17 protein-coding genes are annotated in these 18,524 nt (G+C 71.0%); 14 read left to right on the forward strand and 3 right to left on the reverse strand.

Going from position 1 to position 18,524, the window contains the following annotated elements; genetic code table 11:
- Positions 1 to 125: 125 nt before the first annotated feature.
- The 11 genes from EAD89_RS30915 to EAD89_RS03590 all read left to right on the forward strand — a co-directional run bounded on the left by EAD89_RS30915 (position 126) and on the right by EAD89_RS03590 (position 12,707).
- The gene (locus EAD89_RS30915; protein WP_255421251.1) at positions 126 to 338 is read left to right on the forward strand and encodes a heavy-metal-associated domain-containing protein; all 213 of its coding nucleotides are present in this window, start codon (positions 126 to 128) and stop codon (positions 336 to 338) included.
- Positions 335 to 2,599, forward strand: a complete 2,265-nt coding sequence (locus EAD89_RS03545; protein ID WP_255421252.1) for a cation-translocating P-type ATPase — start codon at positions 335 to 337, stop codon at positions 2,597 to 2,599. The genes EAD89_RS30915 and EAD89_RS03545 overlap by 4 nt, the downstream gene beginning before the upstream one ends.
- Before the next feature lie 138 nt (positions 2,600 to 2,737).
- On the forward strand, positions 2,738 to 3,307 hold the full coding sequence (locus tag EAD89_RS03550) for a sigma-70 family RNA polymerase sigma factor (RefSeq protein ID WP_121674689.1): 570 nt from the start codon (positions 2,738 to 2,740) through the stop codon (positions 3,305 to 3,307).
- A gap of 76 nt (positions 3,308 to 3,383) precedes the next feature.
- Entirely contained in the window at positions 3,384 to 4,133 is a 750-nt protein-coding gene (locus EAD89_RS03555; protein WP_121674690.1) for a zf-HC2 domain-containing protein, read from the forward strand.
- Positions 4,134 to 4,272: 139 nt separating this feature from the next.
- Positions 4,273 to 4,875, forward strand: a complete 603-nt coding sequence (locus EAD89_RS03560) for a copper chaperone PCu(A)C (protein ID WP_121674691.1) — start codon at positions 4,273 to 4,275, stop codon at positions 4,873 to 4,875.
- A complete protein-coding gene (locus tag EAD89_RS03565; protein ID WP_121674692.1) occupies positions 4,872 to 6,113 on the forward strand; it encodes a Dyp-type peroxidase in 1,242 nt (413 codons plus the stop codon). Before EAD89_RS03560 ends, EAD89_RS03565 begins: the two co-directional genes overlap by 4 nt.
- 22 nt (positions 6,114 to 6,135) lie before the next feature.
- Positions 6,136 to 6,696: a copper resistance CopC family protein gene (locus tag EAD89_RS03570; RefSeq protein ID WP_121674693.1), complete on the forward strand. Its 561-nt coding sequence runs from the start codon at positions 6,136 to 6,138 to the stop codon at positions 6,694 to 6,696.
- 57 nt (positions 6,697 to 6,753) lie between these two features.
- On the forward strand, positions 6,754 to 8,889 hold the full coding sequence (locus tag EAD89_RS03575) for a cytochrome c oxidase assembly protein (protein ID WP_233578148.1): 2,136 nt from the start codon (positions 6,754 to 6,756) through the stop codon (positions 8,887 to 8,889).
- Between the two features lie 159 nt (positions 8,890 to 9,048).
- The gene (locus EAD89_RS03580) at positions 9,049 to 10,527 is read left to right on the forward strand and encodes a PepSY domain-containing protein (RefSeq protein WP_121674694.1); all 1,479 of its coding nucleotides are present in this window, start codon (positions 9,049 to 9,051) and stop codon (positions 10,525 to 10,527) included.
- A 349-nt stretch (positions 10,528 to 10,876) separates the two neighbouring features.
- Complete coding sequence (locus tag EAD89_RS03585; protein WP_121674695.1) at positions 10,877 to 11,299, forward strand: hypothetical protein; 423 nt, start codon at positions 10,877 to 10,879, stop codon at positions 11,297 to 11,299.
- A 193-nt stretch (positions 11,300 to 11,492) separates the two neighbouring features.
- The gene (locus EAD89_RS03590; RefSeq protein ID WP_121674696.1) at positions 11,493 to 12,707 is read left to right on the forward strand and encodes an amidohydrolase family protein; all 1,215 of its coding nucleotides are present in this window, start codon (positions 11,493 to 11,495) and stop codon (positions 12,705 to 12,707) included.
- Here EAD89_RS03590 and EAD89_RS31310 read toward each other — a convergent pair.
- The 3 genes from EAD89_RS31310 to EAD89_RS03600 all read right to left on the reverse strand — a co-directional run bounded on the left by EAD89_RS31310 (position 12,591) and on the right by EAD89_RS03600 (position 13,961).
- The gene (locus EAD89_RS31310) at positions 12,591 to 13,160 is read right to left on the reverse strand and encodes an ArsR/SmtB family transcription factor (RefSeq protein WP_368666334.1); all 570 of its coding nucleotides are present in this window, start codon (positions 13,158 to 13,160) and stop codon (positions 12,591 to 12,593) included. The genes EAD89_RS03590 and EAD89_RS31310 overlap by 117 nt on opposite strands.
- A 59-nt stretch (positions 13,161 to 13,219) precedes the next feature.
- On the reverse strand, positions 13,220 to 13,462 hold the full coding sequence (locus EAD89_RS30390; RefSeq protein WP_158610706.1) for a hypothetical protein: 243 nt from the start codon (positions 13,460 to 13,462) through the stop codon (positions 13,220 to 13,222).
- 112 nt (positions 13,463 to 13,574) lie between these two features.
- The gene (locus tag EAD89_RS03600) at positions 13,575 to 13,961 is read right to left on the reverse strand and encodes a DUF302 domain-containing protein (protein WP_147458746.1); all 387 of its coding nucleotides are present in this window, start codon (positions 13,959 to 13,961) and stop codon (positions 13,575 to 13,577) included.
- Positions 13,962 to 14,544: 583 nt separating this feature from the next.
- Between EAD89_RS03600 and EAD89_RS03610 the strand changes: the two genes are divergently transcribed.
- The 3 genes from EAD89_RS03610 (at position 14,545) to EAD89_RS03620 (ending at position 18,482) form a co-directional block, all read left to right on the forward strand.
- Positions 14,545 to 15,375, forward strand: coding sequence for an FkbM family methyltransferase (locus tag EAD89_RS03610; RefSeq protein ID WP_233578152.1), 831 nt, complete (start codon positions 14,545 to 14,547; stop codon positions 15,373 to 15,375).
- 304 nt (positions 15,376 to 15,679) lie between these two features.
- A complete protein-coding gene (locus EAD89_RS03615) occupies positions 15,680 to 16,681 on the forward strand; it encodes a LacI family DNA-binding transcriptional regulator (RefSeq protein WP_121674700.1) in 1,002 nt (333 codons plus the stop codon).
- A gap of 124 nt (positions 16,682 to 16,805) precedes the next feature.
- Positions 16,806 to 18,482, forward strand: coding sequence for an ABC transporter substrate-binding protein (locus EAD89_RS03620; protein ID WP_121674701.1), 1,677 nt, complete (start codon positions 16,806 to 16,808; stop codon positions 18,480 to 18,482).
- Positions 18,483 to 18,524 lie beyond the last annotated feature (42 nt).

Genomic DNA, 18,524 nt, shown 5'->3' on the forward strand with positions numbered 1-18,524 from the left:
CCGGGACACGCCACCGCAGGACGATCCGCGGTGCGTCACCCAGGGTCGGTCGATACCGGGGCAAGGTGCCGACTCCGTCCCTTCCCACACAACGTGCGGATCCGGCTGAGCCGAAAGAGGTTTTCGTGCAATCGACGTACCAGGTTCGGGGTATGACCTGCGGACACTGCGCCCAGGCCGTCACGTCCGAGCTCACCACACTTCCCGGCGTCCAGACCGTCGAGGTGGATATCGAGGCGGGCAACGTCACGATCGTCAGCGCCGAAGCGTTGTCCAACGCCGCAGTGCAGCGGGCGGTGGACGAGGCCGGCTTCGAACTGGCTGGCACCCCCGCGTGACCACTACCGTCAACCGGTTGCTCACCTCGCTGGCGATCGGGGGCATGACCTGCGCGGCCTGCGCCAACCGCATCGAGCGCAAACTCAATCGGATCGGCGGCGTACGGGCCACGGTCAACTTCGCCACGGCCACCGCCACGGTGGAGCACACCCCTGCGGTTCCGGTGCCGGACCTGGTGGCGACCGTGACGGCGATGGGCTATACCGCCCGGCCACCCGCGCCGCCGGCCGGTGCCGAGGACGGCGACCCAGCGGCGAACGACACCAGGCGACGGCTGCTCGTCGCGGCTGCGTTCGCTGTCCCGGTGCTGGCGGTGTCGATGACACCGGCCATCCAGTTTCCGTACTGGCAGTGGGTGGTCGCCGCGTTGACGGCACCGATCGTCGGCTGGGCGGGTTGGCCATTCCATCGGGCCGCGTTCGTCAACGCACGCCACGGCGCCGCCACGATGGACACGCTGGTCTCCCTCGGCGCACTGGTCTCCTACCTGTGGAGCCTGTGGGCGTTGCTGGGCACACCCGCCGGGCGGCCGGACCTGCGGATGAGCCTGTCCTGGTTCTCCGGACACGACCACCCGCTGTACTTCGAAGTCGGCGCGGCCCTGGTGACGTTCCTGCTGGCCGGCCGCTGGCTCGAGGCCCGGGCCCGCCACCGGGCCGGTTCGGCCGTACGCTCGCTGGCCGAGTTGGGAGCGAAGAACGTCGCCGTCGTCGACGCCAACGGCACCGAACGGCAGACCCCGATCAGCGACCTGCGGGTCGGTGACCTGTTCGTGGTCCGCCCCGGCGAGAAGATCGCCACCGACGGCGTGGTCGAGGCCGGCGTCAGCGCGGTCGATGTCGCCCTGCTCACCGGGGAGAGCATCCCGGTTGAGGTGGGACCGGGTTCGGCGGTGACCGGCGCCACCGTGAACACCGGCGGCCGGCTCGTCGTGCGGGCGAGCCGTGTCGGCGCCGACACGCGGCTCGCGCAGATCACCCGGCTGGTGACCGAGGCTCAGGCGGGCAAGGCCCGGATTCAGCGCCTCGCTGACGAGGTCGCAGGGATATTCGTCCCGTTCGTGCTGGTGATCGCCCTGGCCACCTTCGCCGGGTGGCTGGTCCTCGCCCCCACCACGACGGCGGTGGGGGTGGCCGTGGCGGTGCTGATCGTCGCGTGTCCGTGCGCCCTCGGCCTGGCCACGCCCACCGCGCTGCTCGTCGGCACCGGTCGCGGCGCGCAGCTCGGTGTGTTGATCCGCGGGGTGGCGGCGCTGGAGTCCGCCCGTCGCATCGACACCATCGTGCTCGACAAGACCGGCACCCTGACCACCGGCCGGATGCGAGTCACCGGCGTGCATCCCACCCCCGGGGTGAGCCGCAGCGATCTGCTGCGCCTGGCCGCCGCGGTCGAGCTGTGCTCCGAGCATCCGGTCGCCCATGCCATCGTGATCGCCGCCGGGGCCGAGGGCGGGGCGGACCTGCCGCAGGCCGATGGATTCCACGCCGAGCCGGGGCTCGGGGCTCGGGGCAGCGTCGACCAGGTCCGCGTCACCATCGGAAACGCCCGGCTCCTGGCCCGGGACGGCATCAGTGTCGACGAGGTTACGGGCACCGCGGACACGGTGGTCTATGTCGCATGGGACGGGCAGCTGCGGGGCTGGATCACCGTCGCCGACACGCTGCGGGAGTCCGCAGGGCCTACCGTGCGACGGCTCCGCGCGCTCGGCCTGCGACCGGTCCTGCTGACCGGTGACACCGCCGCCGCAGCCGGAAGCGTCGCCGCGCAGGTAGGACTGACGGAGGTCATTGCCGAGGTCACACCCGAGGCGAAGGCCACCACGTTGCGGCGACTCCGCGACGAGGGCGCGACAGTGGCCATGGTCGGCGACGGAGTCAACGACGCGGCCGCCCTCGCCGAAGCCGACCTCGGCGTAGCGATCGCGACCGGCAGCGACATCGCCATCGAGGCCAGCGACGTGACGATCGTCCGCGCACACGCGGGCACCGTCGACCTCACCGCCGTGATCGACGCCCTGACCCTGGCCCGGGCGACCCTGCGCACGATCAAGGTCAACCTGTTCTGGGCGTTCGCCTACAACAGCCTGATGATCCCGCTGGCCGCCGTCGGGCTGGTCACCCCGATGCTCGCCGCCGCCGCGATGGCCTGCTCCAGCCTGCTCGTCGTCCTCAACAGCCTTCGCCTGTTCCGCTGGCGACCGACGGCCCCGACGGCCGTCGAGGCGGCAGAGCAGCACGCGACAACAACCGCCGCACATTGATCCGCTGACGGACCTCGTCCGTACCGGTAAGGGAAGCGGTGCCGTAGGCTCATCCGGGACCTACTACAACCCGTCGTCAACCTGGATAGGGTCGTGGTGGTTCAGGACGCCCGGCAAAACCGGACACGGAGGTACCAGGTGAGCGACGACGACGCGGAGATCACCGCCTGGGCTCTCGCGGCGGGTCGGGGCGACCAGGACTCGGCCACCCGATTCATCCGGGCGACCCAGCGGCACGTATGGCGGTTCGTCGCCAACCTGATCAGCCCCTCCGAGGCCGACGATCTGACCCAGGAGACGTATCTGCGGGCCATGCGCTCGTTGCCGTCGTTCGCCGCGCGCTCGTCGGCCAGGACCTGGCTGCTCGGGATCGCCCGGAAGGTCACGGTGGATCACGTACGCGCGGCGACGAGACGTCCGCGCACCACCCAACTGTCGAACTGGCACGACACCCCGGACCTGCGGAGCAGCGCCTTCGACGATGCGGTCGTGCTCGACGATCTCCTGTTCTCGTTGGCACCGGATCGACGTGAAGCGTTCGTGGCCACGCAGATCCTCGGCCTGTCCTACGACGAGACCGCCGAGGTGTGCGGGTGCCCTGTCGGCACCATCCGCTCCCGGGTGGCGCGGGCTCGAGAAGATCTGGTTGCCGCGGTCAACGCGAGCCCTCAGCCGATGCGGCGACAGCGCGGCAACGCCGCCAGCTGAACGGCGACCAGCGCGAAGACGGCCTGTCGCGGATTGTCCTGGGAACCAGGACGCCCTCTCCACCGACTACCGGTACATGGGGTGTGAGCAGTGGCGTGAAATCCTGTCGGCGCAGTTGGACGGCGAGGAGACCCCCGCCGAGCAAGCCGAGGCCGACGCTCACCTTGACGGGTGCGCGACCTGCCGGCGATGGTACGACCAGGCCGCAGCGGTGACCCGGCGGACCCGCCTCACGCTGACCGCGCTCGGGCCCGGGCCCGATTTGACCCACGTCATCCTGGCCACGCTTCCCGCGCCTCGACGACTGCGAGATCGCCTCGTGCTCACCCTGCGAGCCGGGCTTGCTCTCATCGGCGCTCTTCAGCTGGTGCTGGGCCTGGCGCAGATCGGCCGCGGCCCGTCGGCCGCACACGCCCACGACGCCGTCGCCTCCGGGCACCTGTGGCACGAGGCCGCCGCCTGGAACATCGCCGTTGGTGCCGGGTTTCTCTTCGTGGCGGCCCGGCGTACGGCCCCCACCGGGCTACTGCCGACTCTGAGTGCCTTCGTCGGCACGCTCGTGTTGCTCTCGGTCAACGACCTGATGACTGGCCGGGTGGAACCCACCCGCCTGGTCAGCCACGGCTTCCTGCTCGCCGGTTACCTGATCGTCGTCGCGTTGTCGCGGACCAGGCGCCGCCTTGACGGCCCTCCGACGCAAGGCCGGACCGACCGCCCCGCCTGGCGCCTCGCCGCTGGCGACGAGCCGCAGGCGACCCGACCGAGGCTGCGACTGGCACCACCCCATCCGGGCACGGCACGGGTCCGCGACCGGTCAGCAGCCTGACCGTCTGCAAGGCCCCGCTTCTCCGCCAGACCGTCGCCGCATCAACCCCGAGCGCGGGACGGCAATTACCCACCAGCCGGAACTTTCGCGCTGCGTCAACCGACCAACGAAGCAGCAGCAACCATCGGAGGAAGAATTCATGCGCACCACCAGTCCCTTCGGATCGCGCCGACGCTCGGCCGTTGTCCTCGCCACCGCCGCTGCGCTCGCCGCGGTCGGCGTCGCCGGGTGCGGCTCGTCCGACTCGTCGTCGGCCGCGCAGCCGAGCCCGTCAGTGTCGGCGAGTGCCCCTGCTGGCGTGGTCACGATTCGCGACCCGTGGGTGAAGGCGGCCGACAAGGGGATGACGGCGGCCTTCGGCACCCTGGTCAATGACAGCGACACCGATGTCACGGTGACCAGTGCCACGACCTCCGTGTCGTCGATGGAGCTGCACGAGATGGCCATGAAGGACGGCAAGATGGTCATGCAGCAGAAGCAGGGTGGCATCCTGATCAAGGCCAAGGGCACGCACCCGCTGGAGCCTGGTGGCGACCACCTGATGCTGATGGATGTCAAGCAGCCCGTGCGGGCAGGCGACGAGTTGACCTTTACCCTCACCTTCGCCGACGGCAAGACCCAGCAGTTCACCGCGGTCGCCAAGCCGTTCACCGGTGCCCAGGAGACCTACGCCCCGGGGCACGGCGAGCCCATGCCCAGCATGAGCGCCACGCCGGAGATGAGCATGAGCCCGGCATCGTGACCGACACGCCAACTGCCCGCCCGGTGAGCAGGCGTGGTCTGCTCACCGGCGGGGCACTGGCCGCCGGAGGTGCACTGGCCGGCGGTGCCGCGATCGCCGCGACTCGTACCGGCGGGAGCGGGCAACCGCCGGCCGCCGCCGCCGACACGATGCCGGTGGCGAATGTCGGTGGCCTGGTCGAGCCGTTCCACGGCGCCCGGCAGGCCGGCGTGGTCACCGAACCGCAGGCGCACGCGTCGTTCGTGGCCCTCACCCTGCGGGCCGGCACCGACCGGGCCGCGCTGGGTCGAATGCTGCGGCTGCTCAGCGACGACGCGGCCCGTCTCACCCAGGGCCGCCCCGCCCTGGCCGACACCGAGGCCGAACTCGGCCTGCTGCCCGCGCGGCTGACCGTGACCTTCGGGTTCGGGCCCGGCCTCTACCGTGCCGCCGGCGTCGACGACCGGCGGCCCACATCGGTCGCCGACCTGCCCCAGTTCCGCATCGACCGGCTCCAACCGGCCTGGTCCGGCGGCGACCTGCTGCTGCAGATCTGCGCGGACGACGCGATCACCGTGGCACACGCCCAACGTGTCCTGATCAAGGACAGCCGGCCCTTCGCCACCGTCCGGTGGGTCCAGCAAGGCTTCCGGCGCAGTCCCGGCGTCGAGCCGGGCGGCCACACGCAGCGCAACCTCTTCGGTCAGCTCGACGGCACCGCCAATCCCCGTCCGGGGGCGCCGATGGATTCGGCCGTCTTCGTGGCCGACGGCCCGGCATGGCTGCGCGACAGCACCACCCTGGTGCTCCGGCGGATCAGCATGAACCTGGAGACCTGGGACCTGCTCGGCCGGACCGACCGCGAACTCGCGGTCGGTCGACGCCTCGACAGCGGCGCACCCCTCACCGGCATCGCCGAACATGACGAACCCGACTTCGCCGCCACCGGCCCGGACGGACTCACCGTCATCCCCGACTTCTCTCATATGACCCGCGCACACGTCACCGACGACCGGTTCAAGATCCTGCGTCGGCCGTACAACTACGACGGTGTACCGACCGCGGAGGGTCATGCGGACAGCGGCTTGATCTTCACGTCCTACCAGGCCGACATCGCCCGGCAGTACCTGCCCATCCAGCAACGGCTGGCCGAGCGGGACCTGCTCAACGAGTGGACCACGCCGATCGGGTCCGCCGTATTCGCCATTCCTCCCGGTTGTCAACCAGGAGGATGGGTCGGCGAGCAGGTGCTCGGGTGACCACGCCAACCGGAGTTTCGTCATGACCGTACCGTCGTCCCGTCCCATCGTCGTCCGGCTCGGCGCGGCGGTGCTCGCCGTCGTCGTGGCGCTGCTCGTCCCGGCCAGCCCGGCGTGGGCGCACAACAAGCTTCGGTCCGCGGCGCCGGTCCAGGAGTCGACCGTGTCCAGCGCGCCGACTGAGATCGTGCTCGAATTCGTTGAGCGGCTCGACCCGACGTTCACCACCATCGTGCTCACCGACGCCGCCAAGCGGAAGGTCCCCACGGGCGACCCGGTGGTCGGCGGGGCGAAGGGATCGGTCCAGGTGACCGAGGCGCTGCCCAACGGCACCTACACCGTCGCCTACCGTGTCGTCTCCACCGACGGTCACCCGGTCCAGGGGTCGTACCCGTTCACGGTGGCCGACCCCAATTCCAGCGCCGCGCCGATCGTCAGCACGCCGACGGACGCGCCGTCCGCAGTCGCGTCGGTGAAGGACGACCGTGGGCCGAACGCAGGCGTCCTCGTCGCTGGTGCCGTGCTGGTCGTCCTCGTCCTGGTGGGCGCGGGGCTGCTCTGGCGTCGGGCGACCCGTCGCTGACCAGACCGCTCGCCCGCGGTCGCGTCACTTCATCACTTCACAGGTCAAGGTCAACACGTGTCCGACACAGATTCCCGGCAGCTCGCCGCCGACGATCCTGGTAACGCCCAGACCAACGTCGCGGCGCCGGCGGAGCCGGCCCCCATGTCCACCGGCCGGTCCCGGTCCTACACCCAACGCGCAGGATCTGCTGCGTTCGGCTGGTTGACCATCGTCGCCATCTGCGCCTCGGGAGTCGCTCTGCTGCTGCTCGGCCTGCGGGTCGGAGGTGCCCTCACTGCCGCGATTCCGGGCCTGCCCGATGCGGGACCAGCCACGACCTGGGCGCTGCCGGTGGTCCGGCTCATCTCCGACGGCCTCGCCACCGTCACCGTCGGCATGCTGGTGACCGCCGCATTCCTGCTGCCCGGCGACGGACGAACCGTCTCTCCCCACGGCTACCTGCTCCTACGGCGCGCGAGCGCCGCCGCACTCGGCTGGGCGGCGGTGGCGCTGTCGCTGATGGTGCTGACGGTCTCGGACCTCCTCGGCCAACCGCTGGAGACGCTCAAGCCCGCGACGGTCGTCAGCTTCGCCACCACGATCTCGCAGGGACAGTCGCTCATGCTGCAGGCCGGGCTGGCCCTGACCGTGGCCCTGCTGGCTCGCGCCGGGGTGTCCCGAGGGCTCGCGGCGACGGTCACGATCCTGGCTCTGGTCGCGGTGCTGCCCCCGGCCTTCACCGGCCACTCCGCCGGGGCCGGCAATCACCAGATCGCCGTCACCAGCCTGGCCCTGCACGTCCTCGCCGCCGCGGTGTGGATCGGTGGGCTCGTCGCCCTGCTGATGGTGCGGCGCACCCGCCTGCTGGCCGAGGCCGCCGTCCGGTACAGCCGCCTCGCCCTGGGCTGTTTCGTCGCCGTGACGGTGAGCGGGCTGGCCAATGCAGCCGTCCGTCTCGGTGCGATCGACCAGCTCTGGCTGTCCCGCTACGGCTGGTTGGTCCTCGGCAAGCTCGCCGCACTGCTGGTCCTCGGCGTGCTCGGCGCGGCACACCGCTCCCGTACCCTGCCGGCACTGCGCGCCGGGAAGCCCTGGGCGTTCGGCCGACTGGCCGCCGGGGAGCTGACCGTGTTCGCCGCGACCGTGGGCCTGGCGGTGGCGCTGTCGCGCAGCCCCACGCCCGTCCCGGTCTCCGGCATCGACGCCGACCCGATCACCGAGCTGCTCGGCTTCCCGATGCCCAGCGCGCCAACCGCGGGCAACCTGCTCGGACAACCGCTGCCGGACATGTTCTTCCTGACCCTCTGCGCCGTCGGTATCGGCGGGTACCTGGCCGGTGTGCGACGGATGCACGCCGGTGGGCACCGCTGGCCGATCGCCCGCACGGCGAGCTGGGTGGGTGGGATGCTGCTGCTCGCCGCCAGCACCAACCTCGGCGTCGCGCGCTACGCCTACGTGCTGTTCAGCGCCCACATGGCACAGCACATGGTGCTGTCGATGCTGGTGCCGATCCTGCTGGTCGGCGGCGCGCCGGTCACCCTCGCCCTACGCGCCCTGCGCCGACCGGCCGACCCGCAGGTACGCGGCGCCCGGGAATGGCTGCTGATCGCCGTGCACAGCCCGGTCACCAAGCTGCTCACGCACCCGCTCGTCGCGCTCGGCATCTACACCGCCAGCCTGTTCGGCCTGTACTTCAGCGACCTGCTCGGTGTGCTGATGCGTTCCCATCTCGGTCACCTGGCGATGCTCACCCACTTCGTGGTCGCCGGCTATCTGCTGTTCTGGGTCCTCATCGGCGTCGACCCGGGCCGCCGACGCCTCCCCCATCCCCTACTGGTGGTCATTCACCTGGCGTCGATGATGGCGCACGGCTTCTTCGGCCTGGTCCTCATGCAGACCACCACCGTCATCGCCCCCGACTGGTACATCGCCGTCCACCCCGCCTGGGCGTCGCCGCTGCTCACCGACCAGAAGCTCGGCGCCGGCATCGCCTGGGCGTTCGGAGAGCTACCCGCCGTCGTCGTCATGATCGTCCTGATTCGTCAGTGGATCCGCGTCGACCAGCGCGAACAGGCCCGTCTCGACCGGGCCGCCGACCGGGCCGACGCCACCGGCGAGGTGGACGACCTCGCCCGCTACAACGCGTTCCTCGCCGAGGCGGGGCGGGGCGACGGTGATCCGCGGAGCAAGGCCCGGCCCGACACGCACTGACCCGCGGCCCCGATCCTGGTCTGCGAAATTCCTGGGAACCGCCGGGGCTCTTTTCCCGACTACCTCACAGGGCCGGAGCTGACGCGACGAACCACCGGGCGACCATGCCAGCAGGAGGACACCCCCTGGGTGCTTCTCGCCAATTCCGATCGGAAGAATATGTCTTTCACCGAGTTGTCCGGCGCGCCGACGCCGGAATCCTCCACAACCGCCGAAACAACACCGGCCCGACCCGTCCGGCGCACGTCACCGTTCGGCGCCCTGCTGCTCCGGCTGCACTTCTACGCCGGGATCCTCGTCGCGCCGTTCCTTGTGGTCGCCGCACTGACCGGGCTGGCCTACACCACGACTCCGCAACTGGACAAGATCCTCTACGGCGACCAGCTGACCGTCGCCCAGGTGGGTGAACGTCCTCTGCCGCTGGCCGACCAGATCGGAGCCGCGCGGAACGCGCACCCCGACGGCGGCATCGCCACGGTGCAGCCCGGCGACGGCGACCAGAGCACCCGGGTGACGTTCTCCCTGCCGGAGCTCGGCGAGAAGCAGCACACCGTCTACGTCGACCCGTACACCGCTGAGGTCAAGGGCCAACTGACCACCTGGTTCGGCTCCACACCGGCCACCACCTGGCTGGACGACCTGCACCGCAACCTGCACCTGGGCGTGGTGGGCCGGCACTACTCCGAACTGGCCGCGAGCTGGCTCTGGGTAATCGCGCTCGGTGGAGTCATCCTCTGGTGGCGCCGCCGCAGCGCCTCCCGCGCCACCGCCCGGCACCTGCTCGTGCCGGACCTGTCCGCAGGCAAGGGCGTTCGCCGCACCCGAGGTTGGCACGCCACCACCGGTATCTGGCTCACCGTCGGCCTGCTCTTCCTCTCCGCCACCGGGCTGACCTGGTCCCGCTACGCCGGGGCGAACTTCGGAGCAGGCCTCGACGCGCTACAGGCCCGGGCACCGGAGATCTCCACCACCCTCACCGCCGATCCCGCCGCCCCGACCGAGACCGGCGGCGGCCACGAGCACGGTGCCACCGGAGCGGGCGGGGTGGTCGAGTCGGCAGCCTTCGACCGCGTGTCGACGGCCGCCCGGGCGGCCGGTCTCTCCGGCCCGGTCGAGATCGCCCCGGCGGCGGAGCCGGGCTCCGCCTGGACCGTCACGCAGGTCGACAACACCTGGCCGGTCGCCAAGGACCGCGTCGCCGTCGACCCGGCCGCGGGACAGGTGACCGCCCGCAGCGACTTCGCGGACTGGCCCCTGCTGGCGAAACTCAGCGGCCTCGGCATCCAGGCCCACATGGGTCTGCTCTTCGGCCCGATCAACCAGATCCTGCTCGCCGCGCTGGCCCTCGGCCTGCTCAGCGTCATCGTCTGGGGCTACCGGATGTGGTGGCAGCGCCGGCCGACCCGCGTCGACCGGCGCGCGCTCGCCGGCACCCCGCCAGCCCGCGGCGGCGTACGCGGCCTGCCGCTCTGGGCGCTGCTGGTCGGCGTACCGGTGATTGCGGCGGTCGGTTGGGCACTGCCGCTGTTCGGGCTCACCCTGCTGGCCTTCCTCGTCATCGACGTCGTGGCGGGCGCGGTGGCGCGACGGCGGCGTCCCGCCGCGGTCCCCACCTCCCCGGCTCCGGCCGGCAGCTGACGCGCACCACCGAGATTCGGCCGCCCGTCGCTCGACGGGCGGCCGAATGCGGATCAGGGGCCGCGACGGCGACTCCCTCCCACGAGGGAGTGCATTCCCCTCCGACGGGGACGAGGTGTTGTCCGTCGCCGCAGAGCATTGGTTCATACGGTCGGCGAGCGCGCCGCGCGGATGATTCGCAGTCCGGTCATCCGCACCCGCCTTCTGACAACGAGACCGGCGACTTCATCTCCATGACCACCGGGCTCACGTGGTGGGCAACACCGCACCGCGTCAGCACGCCGCGCTGACCAGCTGGCGAGCGGCTCGCAGAGCCGGCCCCGTCCTGAGACCGATCGAGCGGAGCGACATGGAGACCCTCGCCACCGGCGCCATCGTGGACACGGCCGCTGTCGGCAAGAGGTGGCCAGCGTTCGCCGCGGTGTGGGTGGGGGCGTACGCGGTTGTTCATGCCTGGTGGGCCGTACAGGGCGCGCCACGATTCGCCGAACCCGGTGAGTCCTTCTTCCCCGGTGGATGGCTTCCGGTGGCGACTGCGGTGCTGTCGACAGCGGCGGTCCTGCTGATCGATTGGGGCGCCGGCCTCACCACATACTTCGGCATCGGCGGAATGACCGCCTGGGCCACCGGCAACAACATGGACGGGGCGGCCTGGTTCCTGGTGATCGTGCTACCGGCCTACACCCTGTGGGGTCTGGGCCTGCTGGTCGCCGCCACCTCGTACCTCAGCCGGACCAGACCCGAGTGCGCGCTGCACCGAGCGAGCCATTGATGGCGCCGCCGTCCACATCGGCCCCGGTGGCCCCGTTCCTGCCGTTGCGGCTGGAAACAGGGGGCCAAACACTCTGGGGCGTCGGACTGCCGGAGGCTTCCACGTCGTACGTCAGGCTGGCCAGAGCCCGTGTTCGCGGAGCGCCGTCAGCTGAGGGTCTGGCCAAAACGGTTCAACTTGGCGGGGAGGATCGATGACGAAGCAGGCTGTGCGGGCGGCGCGGATGTTCGACGGCGAGCAGCTGGTGGACGGCGGAGTGCTGGTCCTGCTGGTCGACGGGCGCATCGCCGACGTGCACCGGGGTCGGGCCGAGGTGCCGGAGGGCTGGCCGGTGCGCGAGGAGCCGGACGGCACCGTGTTACCCGGCTTGATCGATGCGCATGTGCACCTGTGCGCCGATGCTGGACCCGACGCTCTCGGCCGGCTCGCCGAGCGTCCCGAGCCGGACCTCGACGCGGTCATCGAGGCGTCACTGCGCTCGCACGTGGCGGCCGGCGTCACGACGGTTCGGGACCTGGGCGACCGGCGCGGCGCCGTGCTCCGGTGGCGGGACCGGGAGGTGCGCGACGATCTGCCAACGGTGGTGGGGTCGGGCGCGCCGGTCACCAGCGTCGGCGGGCACTGCTGGTCGATGGGAGGCGAGGCGAGCGGCGTCGACGGGATCCGCGAGGCCGTGCGGCTGAGGGCGGAGACCGGCGCTGACCTCGTGAAAGTCATGGCAAGCGGTGGGGTGTTCACTCCCGGCACCGACACCACCCGGCCTCAGTTCACCGACCAGGAGCTGGCCGCCGCGCTGACCCGGGCGCACGACCTGGGCCTGCCGGTGACCGCACACGCGCACGCGCTCAGCGCGGTCGAGCAGGCGCTGCGCGTCGGTGTCGACGGCATCGAACACTGCACGTGTGTGACCGCGACCGGCGCCCACGTCCCCGACGAGCTCGCGGACCGCCTGGCCACGTCCGGGGTGGCGGTCTGCGCCACGCTCGGCACCGACCCGGCCGTGGTCACGCCACCGGAGGTGGTGGCGATGGCGGCGCGGCTCGGGCTCAGCGAGGCCACGCTACGCGACGGCCTCACCACCCTGCACCGGGCCGGGGTCCGCCTGGTGGCCGGCTCGGACGCGGGCCTCGGCCCGGCGAAACCGCACGGGATCCTGCCGGAGACACTCGTCGAGTACGTCGTGTGCGGCATCCCCGCCACCGCCGCCCTCGCCGCGGCCACCTCGGTCGCCGCCGAGGTGTGTGGCCTCGGGCGGAGCAAGGGCCGCGTCCGCCCCGGATTCGACGCCGACCTACTGGTCGTGAACGGCGACCCGACGAGCGACATCACGGTACTGCGCCGCCCGCTCGCCGTGTACCGCGCCGGTGAGCAGATGATTGATTCCGGGGGATCTGCCAGGAACACCTGACCGGCACAGACTGAGGTCGCAGACGACGCATGAGCCGCCGGCATGAAGGTCCGCGAGAGGGTGGTCGAGTCCACCCCTTCGGCAGAGAGACAGCCGGTGACCGAGCGGGCTGCGCAGGTACAGGACGACGTGCCTGTGTCGGGCCCGGGTGACCAGTCCGGCGCGATGCAGCACACCGAGGTGCTGGCTGACCGTAGAAGGGCTCAGGCCCAATTGATGTGCGAGGTCGGTCGTGCCGGCTGGCTGTGCGAGGGCGGTGAGAATTCGGGCGCGGGTACGGCCGAGCAGGTCGGCCAGGGCCTGCGGCGCGACGGCGGCATCGGTGTGCCAGACCGTGGCCAGGCCCCGGGCCGGGTACCAGATGCGCGGCGGAAGACGCGGGTCGACGACGGTGACGGCGTGGTCGCAGAAGAGTGAGGGTGTGAAGGTCACCCCGTGTCCGTCGGCAGCCACGATGTGGCGCTCGTCGGGGAAGGCGTCGACGGCCAGCGTCGCCGCCGAGGGCTGCGACTTCAGACCCGGGTCGAGGTCCGCGAAGACGGCCAGGGCTCCACCATCGGTGAGGCGCCGTGCGCGGTGTAGGCCACGTAGCCCGCCGTGGCGGCCAGCCAGACCACCGCCGCGAGCGCGAGCAGGGCGTCGCCGACCCAGGTCGGAGCGTTGCCTTTGCCCGCCGCGACGCCCCAGCTGCCCGCCAGGCCGGCCAGCCCGAACGGGATGCCGAAGACGGTCGGCGGGACACGGACGGAGGCCATCGGCACCTCTCCTGCTCGGGCCTCGGGTCAACGCTGCCGACGCTCACCGTCGCCAGCGACGAGCGACAGGGTGGCCTCTTGCGGGCTGTGTGGCGGCCGATTCGCGCCGTGCTCAGCGGCCGTCGACCGCAGAGACGATCTTGGCCGGGGCGTTCAGGGGTGCAAGATGATCCTCGCCCAGGCCGTACCGCTGAGCGAGGTACGCGGGGTCCTGCCAGGTCACCAGCGAGCCGGGCTGGCCGTCGTCCCGCACCATGAGTCGCATTGGCAGGTCGATGGCGATCTCGGGACGGGCCTGCATGAGCGGAGTACCCGCCTGCGGGTTCCCGAAGATGATTACCTGTGTGTCGGGCATACTCAGCCCGGCCTTGCGAGCGGCCGCCGCATGGTCGACCACCGCCGCCACCGCAGCGCCCATGCGTTCCGCCTCAGCCCGCAGCGCAGAGATTGTCTCTCCGACATCGTAGGCGCTCCGCCTGGTCACCAATCCGTCGTTCACGGCCGACCCCCGCTCACCGTGTCGCTGGGCGAATCCATCTCATCCTGCCCGCAACCGAGGCCGATTCGGAGAGGATTGCCGTAGAACGGCAGCCGTTACGCCCCGACGGCAAACCGCCGGCCGTGACCAGATTTGACGCCGGTTGGGCGGGCGAGGGGGCCTTCAGACGGAAGACCTGCGCGGCCTCGACAGCAATTCGAGCACCGGACGCCGGTAATCGCCCTCCGGAGAGCGGACCGGGCTACTCCTCCGGGACGCGCGGCCCAACCTCGCCCCGCTTCAAGTGCTCCGCGTTGCGGTCGGCTTCACTGTCGGCGTGCGCCGCCCCGGAGCCCGGGTCGGTCGTTCGGCGTCCCTCGGCGTCCTGATACACCTCGCCGGTCTCGAGGGCTCTCTCCTGCTGACTCTGCTCAGGCGTGGTCATAGACACCCAACTACCCTTCGGCCCGCACCAACAAACGGTCACACCTGCTGGTCGACCGCCGCCTCCGTGAGAAGGACGTCGACCCGAGCCGTCGCCAGACGATGGCTACGGTCCCCGCCTACGCCGCCCAGGAGGCTGGGTATCCGGGGGTGCCCGGCAATGGATGCGAATCACCCTCGCGTTGCTCCGGACGCGACTACGGTCAGACCAGTGGTCGATGACCTCAGCGCGGTGGAGGCACTCAAGGCGGACCCGACCCTGTCCGGGTTGCGTCGCTCCCTGGAGGCGTACTACGGCGACCCGGCCCGCGAGGCGGCCATGGACGCGTTCTACGCGCCCCTGATCCGCCCAGGAGACCTGGTCTTCGACGTCGGCGCGCACGTGGGCGACCGGCTCGGCAGCTTCCGGCGGCTGGGCGCCCGCGTGGTGGCCGTCGAGCCGCAACCGCTCTGCACCCGGGCCCTGCGCGCCCTCTACGCAAACGACGACCGGGTGACCGTGGTGGAGGCGGCGTGCGGTGCGTGCACCGGGCCGGTGCGACTGCACGTCAACTCGGCGAACCCGACGATCTCCACGGCGTCGGCGGGTTTCCTGCGGGCTGCCGAGGGGGCCGGCGGCTGGGAGGACGAGATCTGGGACGTCGAGATCGAGGTGGCCGGAACCACACTCGACACCCTGGTCGCGGCGCACGGCGTGCCGGGCTTCGTGAAGATCGACGTGGAGGGATTTGAGGACGCCGTGCTGGCCGGGTTGAGCCGCCCCCTGCCGGCGCTGTCCTTCGAGTTCACCACCATCGAACGGGACCTGGCCGCGCACTGCCTGGACCGGCTCACCCGGCTGGGCTTCACCAGGTTCACCGTGGCGCTCGGTGACGAGATGGCGTTCGCCCTTGACGGCTGGCGGCCGGCGGGCGAGGTGGCGGCGTACCTGCGGGCGCTGCCCCACGAGGCCAACTCGGGCGACGTCTACGCCCGCGCACGGCCCGCCTGAGCCGCCTGGGGACGTCAGGCAGCGGCGAAGGCGGCGAGCCGGTCCCGGCCGGCCGGTTCGGTCATCGGATCACGGTAGGCGCCGGCACGCCCTGCGCACGACCCGGCTTCCTCGCATCGACGCTGGCCACACCCTGGATCGGCCGCGCTGTCCATGGGCACTTTTTTCAGGTGTCGAACTTAGCCATGTTTCGTTACCCGGCCGTTATTGACGTGACCGCTGCCACTTCGGTTGACTGCGACGGAACCGCTTCCGCAACCGGTTCCGAAACAACGCCCTCACCCCTTCGACCCGGGAGCGTGACGTGCCGATCACCATCGCCGACGTGGCCGCCCGCGCGGGGGTGAGCAAGACGACGGTCTCCCGGGTGCTCAACGGCAAGGGCGAGGTGGGCGTCCGCACCGCCGACCGGGTCCGCGCGGTCATCGACGCCCTCGGGTACGTGCCGAGCGCCCGCGCGGTCGGGCTGGCCCGCGGGAGTACCCGGGTGGTCGGCATGCTGGTGCCCGCCCTGACCTGGCCCTGGATGGGCGAGGTGCTCCAGGGCGCGGCCGACGTGGTCGAGGCGGAGGGGTACGGCATGCTGCTGTTCACCTGCACCCACGGCGACGAGTCGATGCGGCGGTTCGCCTCCCAGGTCTCCGCGAAGTCCTTCGACGGCCTGCTCGTGGTCGAGCCGGAGGGCACCCTCGACTACATCACCGAGCTGCACGAGCGCGGCCTGCCGGTCATCCTCATCGACGACCGCGGCCACCAGCCCGGCTTCCCGTCGGTGCGCACCACCAACGAGTCCGGCGCGCGAGCCGCGGCGGCGCACCTGCTGGCGCACGGGCGGAAGCGGCCGCTGGTCGTCACCGGCCTGAGCCGCTTCGGCTGCACCCGGGAGCGGCTGGCCGGCTTCGCGGACGGCTACGCCGACGCCGGCCTGCCCATCGACCCCGCCCTCGTCGTGGAGGGCGACTTCACCTTCGAGTGCGGGCGGGTCGCGGTGGAACGCCTGCTCGCCGACGGCGTGCCGTTCGACGCCGTCTTCGCGCACAACGACCTCTCCGCCGCCGGGGCGCTCCAGGCGCTGCGCGACGCCGGCCGGCGGGTCCCGGACGACGTGGCGGTGGTCGGCTTCGACGACCTGCCCCTGGCCGGGCACACCCACCCACCGCTGAGCTCGGTCCGCCAGCCGCTGTGGGAGATGGGGGCGGCCGCCGCCCGCACCCTCATCGCCCACCTCGCCGGCACGCCGCTACCGGACACTCCGACCGTCATTCCCACCACCTTCACCGTCCGTGCCTCGACCGGCGCCACCTGACCTCTCCACCGCTCGTCCACCACCCATACCGGCGGGAGCAACCGCGCCCACCGGTGGCAACACCGCACACCCTCCATCCACCACATCCCGCTCGAGGATTGCGGGAGCACCGAGGGAGACCTCCATGAGAAGAAGGCAGTTCCTCGCCGTCGCGCTGGCCGGCGCGATGGCCACCGGCGTCGCCGCGTGCGGCGACAGCCCGAACGCGAACAAGAAGAACGACCAGGCTGCCACGGTGCTGAACGTCGGCATGCCGAACGGCCCGCAGGCCGAGAACAACAACCCGTTCCTCACCACGTCCGCCGCGGCCTCGCTGGGCTACCGCTGGCAGATCTTCGAGCCGCTGATGATGTGGAACCCGGTGAAGCCGGCCGACCCGTTCAAGCCGTGGCTGGCGACCAAGGCCGAGTGGTCGTCGGACTACACCTCGGTCAAGGTCACGATCCGGGACAACGCCACCTGGTCGGACGGGCAGAAGGTCACCGCCGAGGACGTCGCCTTCACCTACAACCTGGTCAAGAAGTACCCGGCGCTCAACGACCAGGGCGTGCCCTACACGGACGCGACCGCCAGCGGCAACGAGGTCACCATCAAGATGGCCAGCCCGCAGTTCGTGAACCAGCAGAAGGTGCTGTGGCGGGTGCCGATCGTGCCCAAGCACATCTGGGAGAAGATCAGCGACCCGACGACCGACACCGTCAAGCAGCCGGTCGGCAGTGGCCCGTACACCCTGAAGTCGTTCACCCCGGCCAGCATGACCCTGGCGGTGCGTGACAGCGGCTACTGGCAGGACCTGCCGAAGGTCAAGGAGCTGCGCTACACGTCCTACACGGACAACAGCGCGCAGACCACCGCGCTGGCCAACGGCGAGTCGGAGTGGAGCTTCGTCTTCATCCCCAACTACCAGGCCGTCTTCGTGGCCAAGGACCAGGACCACCACAAGGTGTGGGCGCCGGCGATCCTGGGCATCCACGGCCTCTACCTCAACACCACGAAGAAGCCGTTCGACGACCCCACGTTGCGCCGCGCCATGAACATGGTCATCGACCGTGCCGACATCTTCACCACGGCCGAGGCCGGCTACTTCCACCCGCAGGTGAAGAGCGTGACCGGCCTGCCCAGCCCGGCCGGTGACTCGTTCGTCGCACCCGAGTTCAAGGGCCAGGAGCACAAGGTCGACGTCGAGGGCGCCAAGGCGCTGCTGACCGGCGCCGGCTACAAGCTCGAGGGCAACGTCCTCAAGGACAAGACCGGCAAGGCCGTCACGCTGAAGCTGACGGACCCGGCCGGCTGGTCCGACTACCAGACCAGCCTGGAGATCGTGAAGGACAACCTGTCGAAGATCGGCATCGCCGCCACGGTCGACAAGGCCAACCAGGACGCCTGGTTCCGCAACGTCGAGCAGGGCAATTTCGAGGCGACCTTCCGGTGGACCGAGGGCGGCGCCACGCCGTACGACATCTACCGGACCATCATGGACGGACGGCAGCTCAAGCCGATCGGCACCGCCTCCCCCGCCGGCAACTTCGGCCGCTTCAACAACAAGGAGGCGACCGACGCCCTGGTCGCCTACGCGAACGCGACCGACGAAGCCGCGCGCACCACCGCGATGAACACGCTGCAGAAGATCTTCGTCGACCAGATGCCGATGATCCCGGTCGGCGCGGACAACATCGGCGGCGCGTACAGCACGAAGAACTGGACCGGCTGGCCGGACGACTCGAACCCGTACGGCGCCATGCAGCCCACCCAGCCCAACGCGCTGGACGTGGTGCTGCACCTGAAGCCCGCCAACGGCTGACCTCGCCAACCGCCTCCCCGGCCGGCCGGCTCCCGGCCGGCC

Origin of the sequence: Micromonospora sp. BL4, assembly GCF_003667505.1 — a bacterium.
Lineage (GTDB): Bacteria > Actinomycetota > Actinomycetes > Mycobacteriales > Micromonosporaceae > Micromonospora.